We start from the raw sequence: 6,776 nt of genomic DNA, 5'->3' as shown, positions 1-6,776 counted from the left end.
GAACCTGATGTGTGTATCGCACTTCCTACCGCTCAAATTGCTGTTATGGGACCTGAGGCAGCGGTAAACGCTGTGTATTCCAATAAGATTGAAGCAATCGAGGATCCAAAAGAACGATTGAAATTCGTTCAAGAAAAGCATGCCGAATATAAGGAAGAAATAGATATTTATAAGCTTGCATCTGAAATGATTATCGATGAAATTGTGAAGCCGAGCGATCTGCGTAACGAGCTTGCTAATCGTTTGAGATACTATGAAGACAAAGAAATTGCAATTGCACCTCGAAAACACCCAGTCCTTCCTGTATAATATTTTTAAACTTAGGTCTACCTTAGAGGTAGGCCTTTTTAAAAATATGACCTAATATAAACGTTTGGTGGACGACTTCCCTAGATGGTAGATTTATTCCCCATATAATATTTTTTTGGAGGTGAAGAAGTATGCGAATAGGAATTATAGGAGCTGGAGCAGTAGGGATGCTATTTGGCGCCTATTTATCTAAAGCAGGTCATGACATATCCTTTTTAGTAAGGAATAAGAGCTTAAAAGAACTATACATAAAAACAAACGACATTACTGAACCAATTGAATGTCAGATAGTCAATTCTATAGAGGCACTACATCAAATGGATATAATTATTGTGGCAGTTAAGTATCACGATCTCTCTTCATTAAAAAATAATTTAGATTCCTTATCAAAAGAAACTCCTCTACTGTTTATACAAAATGGTCTACTACATTTACAGTTTATCGATACTTTAAAACAATCGAATATATTATTAGGTTCTGTTTTACACGGAGCGACCAAAATAAATCCGGAAACGGTACAACACTTAGGAATTGGAACGACTTCAATTGGATTTTATAAAGGAAAGTGGCAGAGTCTTGAACAGCTACTGAAATCTGAGGCAGAGCAATTCCCATTTCAACTTACTGAAAATATTAGACAAATCTTGTTTAAAAAAGCATTACTTAATTGCTTGATAAATCCCTTAACTACCATTGCTCGTGTACAGAATGGTGAACTAATTAAAAATGAATCATATAAAAAAATATTACGAAGCCTGTATGAAGAAATTATAGAAGCCTTTGAAGATTGGAACGACTTATTGGCTTGGGAAGAAGTTGTGTCGCTTTGCCAAAATACAGAGTATAACTACTCATCCATGCTTAAGGATTTTCAGAGCAATCGCATGATGGAAGTCGATACTATTGTAGGAGCTATCCTAGCCGAAGCTAAGAGTCGTAAACAGTCATTGCCCATTCTAAATACTTTTTATTTATTATTAAAAGAAATGAATAAAGTAGGTGATTGATATGATCAGCCTTGTTTCTATCATTGTATTAGTTCCAGCAATTCTATTTATCATTTCTTTTGTGATTGCGAAATATGCGTTTCGCAAAAGAAAAAAATCTATTGGTATAGCTGCAGATATTACTACGTTTTTGTTATTCTTTTCAGTTTCTCATGTGTTTAATGTTATTTTTGAAAAAGAAATAGGATTTATTATAATTATTCTTGCTATTTTTATTGCAACTATTATGACCATTCTAGAATGGAAAATGAAAAAAGAGATAGAAATAAAGCCTCTGCTTCGGAAAGTGTGGAGATTGTTTTTCATCCTACTCTGCTTCATGTACGCTCTTTTATGGATAATCGGAGTAATCCGATATGTTTTAAAGTATATAAGCTAATAATTTTCATCTCTTTCTGATGAAATGATATACTCTAAAAGGATTATATTAAAGAGGTGGAAAATCGTGCGATTAGAGCAATACACACAACCATTTGTTTCCCCATTCTATAAAGCATATTTAGAGGACTCTGCAAGTCTTTCCTCTTTTTTTCATTATGAATGGAACCAAGAGGATTTAAATAAAAGACTTCAAGAAACCGATTACTCAAAACATAAAAGAGTTGAGCTGGCGAGCGTAATTACTAGCTATATGGACCAGTTTGGTATTTCTGAGAAAAGTAGAAAACATATAGAGGAATTGAAAGATAACGGCGTGGTTGTCATTGGTGGACAGCAGGCAGGTATTTTAACAGGTCCTATGTATTCCATCCATAAAGCCATTTCGGTGATCGTTCTTGCGAAACGTCAAAGAGAAATACAAGGGATACCGGTAATTCCTGTATTTTGGATAGCTGGTGAGGATCATGATATCGATGAAATCAACCATGTTTACATAGAGAAAAGCAGAAAGCTCCAAAAGCTCGTCTTCCCTGAAAAATCGAAGTTAAAGAAAATTGCTTCAGAGACAACATTTACGAAAGAAACGATGCTAGCCTATTTAGAAGAGATTTTCAAAAGCTTGCCTGAAACATCCCATACGAAAAAACTATACTCAAAGTTCACTCACTTTGTAGAGGAACATTCTAACTTCACTTCATTTTTTTCGGCAATTATGAACGAATTATTTTATGAAGAAGGACTTCTTATGGTTGATGCAGCTTATAAGCCTCTTCGCCAGTTGGAATCTGACTATTTTGTTCAAATGATTGAACAGTCCTCGGATTTGGCAAGTTTAGTATTTCGAAAGGAACAACAGCTTGACCAACTAGGGTACGGAACTCCAATTCAAGCGAAAGAAACAGCTGCCAATTTGTTTTATGTAGAGGATGGCGAACGTTTTCTTCTAGAAAGAGAGAGTAATTCTTTTGTACATGATGCTAAGGGATTCTCTTTCACCAAAGAAGAGCTTATAGCGATTGCTAAAGATCAACCTGAGAAACTTAGTAATAACGTTGTTACCCGACCATTAATGCAAGAAATGGTTTTTCCGGTATTAAGTTTTATTGGTGGTCCAGGCGAGATAGCATATTGGGCTACATTAAAAGATGCCTTTCAATTATTTAATATGAAAATGCCGGTTATCACGCCGCGACTTAGTATATCTTTGGTCACTCCTAAGGTGCAATCGCTACTAGATAAGCTGGAATTCTCAATTCCTGATGTTTGGAGTGGAGAGGTTGAGCTTTCAAAATCTAGGATGATTGAGCAAAATCAAAATAAGGATGTCTCCTCGTTCATCCAGTCAATTAAAGATGATTTAGCAAGTAAGTATGAAGAGCTTGATCAATTACTAAAACGAAATGACATTAAGCTTACATCTTTAGTAGAAAAAAACTTAGATTTTCATGCGAAGCAGCTTACCTTCATGGAGAACGCAGTGGAGGATACTATTTTAACCAAGCTAGATTCTTCTATTTATCGTTATGACCAATTAATGATTCAGCTTATGCCTAATGGTGGTCTGCAGGAAAGAACTTATTCTCCTATTCAATTACTAAATGAAAAAGGACAGAACCTCCTTGAAGAATTACTCCAGGTTCCATATGAATTTAATGGTAAGCATCATGTATTATCTATATAATGTATCTTGCTCCTCTCCCTTAATTGGGAGAGGAGTTTTTTCGTTTCTGAGAGAGATGCATTATTTATATGGGTTGAAATTGATGAAAGGGAAATAATTAAGTCGTTTTTTATAATCCATGGGATGTAAATTATGACTTGTAAAATCATATTACAAATCGAAAAATAAGGGATTATAAGATGAATTTGTTCTTTTGTTAATTTTCTCTTCTTTAGAAATATTAAATGTTGTTTATCTATTACATAGATTGTTAGTTAAATTTAATGCAAATTTAATGAAATATAGGTTTAATCTTCAGAAAAATGGGTAGCTCTTTTTTCTCCTAAACCCTTGTCATATTTGCTCTAAATGTGTTTTAACAAGTACTAATTACGCATTTTCAAATTTTCTCCACTAATTTACGAAAAAATTGTGGAGGAAAGTGGGGGGATGTGGTATGTTATTGACATAAAGTGGGGTGAGTAGGATGTTCATGGGCGAATACCAGCATAACGTCGATCCTAAAGGGAGAATAATCATACCTTCTAAATTTAGAGAGCATTTGGAGGATTGTTTTGTTTTAACTCGTGGTCTTGATAATTGCTTATTTGGTTATCCTATGAATGAATGGCGAAAGCTCGAAGAAAAATTAAAAGAACTACCTGTAACTAAAAAAGATGCACGAGCATTTACTCGCTTTTTCTTTTCTGGTGCTACAGAGGTAGAAATTGATAAGCAAGGCCGAATCAATATACCAAGTAATCTTAGAGCATATGCAAAAATGGACAAGGAGTGTATTGTTCTTGGAGTGTCCAACCGTCTGGAAATATGGGCGAAGGAAGCCTGGGAAACATACTTTGAAGACTCTGAGGATTCATTTAACGACATTGCGGAGAATATGATCGGCTTTGATATATAAGAAATGGAGGGAAGAGCTTGTTTCATCATACAACAGTACTACTCCACGAGACGGTAGATGGGCTAGCTATTCGTCCCGATGGAATTTATGTTGACTGCACACTAGGTGGTGCCGGTCACAGCGAATACTTAATCAAACAGCTAAATGAAAATGGTAGGTTAATCTGCTTCGATCAGGATATGACAGCTATCGAAAATGCAAAAGTTAAATTAGCTCCTTACTTGGATCAAGTCACTTTTGTTCACTCCAATTTTCGATATTTAAAAAAATCCTTAAATGATTTAGGTATTGAAAAGGTTGATGGGATTTTATATGACTTAGGAGTTTCCTCACCTCAGCTAGATACCCCTGAGCGTGGTTTTAGCTATAACTACGATGCTCCTCTTGATATGCGGATGGATCAAACAAGTGAATTAACAGCTTTCCATGTTATCAATGAATGGCCTTATGAAAAGTTAGTGAAAATCTTTTTCCGTTATGGAGAAGAGAAGTTTTCCAAGCAGATTGCAAGGAAAATAGAGCAGGCAAGGGAAACTGCACCTATCGAAACTACTTTCCAGTTAGTTGAGTTAATCAAAGCAGGGATACCAGCTGCAGCAAGAAGGACAGGCGGGCATCCAGCCAAACGAATTTTTCAAGCAGTCCGTATAGCAGTAAATGATGAGCTAGGAGCAGCAGAGGATTCACTCGAAGATGCAATACAGCTTATAAAGGTGGGAGGACGAGTTAGCGTTATTACTTTCCATTCTTTAGAAGATAGGCTGACAAAGACTATCTTTAAGGAGGCGTCCTCATTACCAGAGTTACCGCCAAACTTACCAGTTATCCCGGCTGGAATGGAACCTATGCTGAAGTTAATAACTAGAAAGCCAATTTTACCTTCGAAAGAAGAGCTAGAAGTAAATAACCGTTCAAGATCTGCCAAGCTGCGCATTGTGGAAAAACTAATCGAAAAGGGAAGTGTTTAAATGGCTTTACGTAACTATCAGTCAGAGACATACATAGCTAGGCCTTCTTTTCCAGAGCAACCACCACAACCAAAGAAGCCAGCAAAAATAAAGAGTAAAATACTATCAAAAGGTGAAAAGTTTTTATTTGTAGGATTATTAATCGTTGTAACTGTGCTTTCGTTAATGATTGTTCAAACTCAAACCGACGTTAGAGCAACTACGAAAGAGATATCTTTACTTGAACAACAAATAGATACTACTTCAAAAGAAAATACTGACTTGTCCATACAAGTACGTGAATTATCTACCTATGATCGAATTTGGAAAAAGGCAGAGGAACTCGGCTTGAAACTAAATGAGCAAAACGTAAAGGTAGTACCAGGACAATGAATAAAAAATTTCGTTTTCAATGGGGAGCCTTTCTAATGTTTTTACTTTATGGAGGGCTCTTTTTTGTATTGCTAAGCCGCTTTGTATTTATTCAGGTTACAGGTACAGCAGAAGGGGAAGTTTTAGCTTCAAAAGCAGACGATAAGTATGGACGTGTTCAAGAAATACCAGCAAATCGAGGTAATATTGTAGATCGTAATGGCGAGATAATTGCAGAAGATACTTTAAGCTATAAGATGATTGCAATTACGAGAGCAGAGGTTTCAGGTAATAGTAAAGTCCCTCGACATGTTGTGGATCCAGAGGATACCGCTAGAATACTTGCAGAATATATTGATATGTCAGAGCAAGAAATTCTAGAGATATTAAATAAAGGTATTGAAAAGGACAGGTATCAAGTCGAGTTTGGCAAAGCTGGAAGAGATATTAGTCATAAAAAAATGTTAGAGATTAAGAGTTTAGAACTTCCTGGAATTCAGTTTAGCCAAGATTTAAAAAGGTTATATCCTAATGGGACATTTGCATCTCATTTAATAGGATTTGCTCTCAAGGAAGAGAACAAGGATGGGGAAGCCATTGCAGTGGGGAAAATGGGACTTGAGTATATTTATGATAAAAAGCTTACTGGTGTGCCAGGTAAAGTGGAATATCATAGTGATACAAAAGGCTTTTTACTTCCTAATGCAAGCAAGATGGTCACAGAAGCACAAGATGGCTATGACATTCACCTGACGCTCGACAAAACAATAGAAAACTTTTTAGAAGATGCTATGAATAAAGCAGAAGAAAAGTATAATCCTGAAAAAATGACAGCCATTGTTGCGAATGCTAAAACCGGTGAGATATTAGCAATGTCTCAACGACCGACATTCGAACCGAATACGAGAGAAGGACTTTCGACCAATTGGTTGAATGAAGCCATTGAGCAAACGATAGAACCGGGTTCTACAATGAAAATCTTTACTTTAGCATCTGCTATTGAAGAAGGTGTTTGGAATCCAAATGATCAATTCAAATCAGGCTCCTACAAAGTTTATGATCGTACAATAAGAGATCATAATGTAGTTGGTTGGGGAACGATTTCTTACCTAGAAGGATTCCAAAGATCTTCTAACGTTTCCATGGCCTTTTTACTAAATAAAATAGGTGACGAAACCTTT

The 6,776-nt window shown here is 35.9% G+C and carries 8 protein-coding genes; all 8 read left to right on the top strand.

The genetic code is table 11. The features are described 5' to 3' along the window. On the top strand, positions 1-309 hold a 309-nt coding region (locus AC06OU_RS08495; RefSeq protein ID WP_475855195.1), incomplete at its 5' end, for a carboxyl transferase domain-containing protein. Between the two features lie 131 nt (positions 310-440). Further along, positions 441-1,316: a 2-dehydropantoate 2-reductase gene (locus tag AC06OU_RS08490; RefSeq protein ID WP_475855194.1), complete on the top strand. Its 876-nt coding sequence runs from the start codon at positions 441-443 to the stop codon at positions 1,314-1,316. A gap of 1 nt (position 1,317) precedes the next feature. After that, a complete protein-coding gene (locus AC06OU_RS08485; protein ID WP_475855193.1) occupies positions 1,318-1,695 on the top strand; it encodes a DUF3397 domain-containing protein in 378 nt (125 codons plus the stop codon). A gap of 66 nt (positions 1,696-1,761) precedes the next feature. After that, a complete protein-coding gene (gene bshC / locus AC06OU_RS08480) occupies positions 1,762-3,378 on the top strand; it encodes a bacillithiol biosynthesis cysteine-adding enzyme BshC (protein WP_475855192.1) in 1,617 nt (538 codons plus the stop codon). Between the two features lie 466 nt (positions 3,379-3,844). Then, positions 3,845-4,276, top strand: a complete 432-nt coding sequence (gene mraZ / locus AC06OU_RS08475) for a division/cell wall cluster transcriptional repressor MraZ (RefSeq protein WP_169358978.1) — start codon at positions 3,845-3,847, stop codon at positions 4,274-4,276. Between the two features lie 17 nt (positions 4,277-4,293). Next, positions 4,294-5,244, top strand: a complete 951-nt coding sequence (rsmH, locus tag AC06OU_RS08470) for a 16S rRNA (cytosine(1402)-N(4))-methyltransferase RsmH (protein ID WP_298471949.1) — start codon at positions 4,294-4,296, stop codon at positions 5,242-5,244. Beyond that, on the top strand, positions 5,245-5,616 hold the full coding sequence (gene ftsL / locus AC06OU_RS08465) for a cell division protein FtsL (RefSeq protein ID WP_169358980.1): 372 nt from the start codon (positions 5,245-5,247) through the stop codon (positions 5,614-5,616). A 35-nt stretch (positions 5,617-5,651) separates the two neighbouring features. Then, positions 5,652-6,776: peptidoglycan D,D-transpeptidase FtsI family protein (locus AC06OU_RS08460; protein WP_475855190.1), on the top strand; the 1,125-nt coding region annotated here is incomplete at its 3' end.

The sequence above is a fragment of the Psychrobacillus sp. genome (genome assembly GCF_056205495.1).
This window is presented reverse-complemented; position numbering and strand designations above follow the sequence as displayed.

Excerpts from the sequence above, each read along its gene's own strand:
- AC06OU_RS08490 (WP_475855194.1), top strand. The coding sequence starts at position 441 with ATGCGAATAGGAATTATAGGAGCTGGAGCAGTAGGGATGCTATTTGGC.
- AC06OU_RS08485 (WP_475855193.1), top strand. The coding sequence starts at position 1,318 with ATGATCAGCCTTGTTTCTATCATTGTATTAGTTCCAGCAATTCTATTT.
- mraZ (WP_169358978.1), top strand. The coding sequence starts at position 3,845 with ATGTTCATGGGCGAATACCAGCATAACGTCGATCCTAAAGGGAGAATA.
- ftsL (WP_169358980.1), top strand. The coding sequence starts at position 5,245 with ATGGCTTTACGTAACTATCAGTCAGAGACATACATAGCTAGGCCTTCT.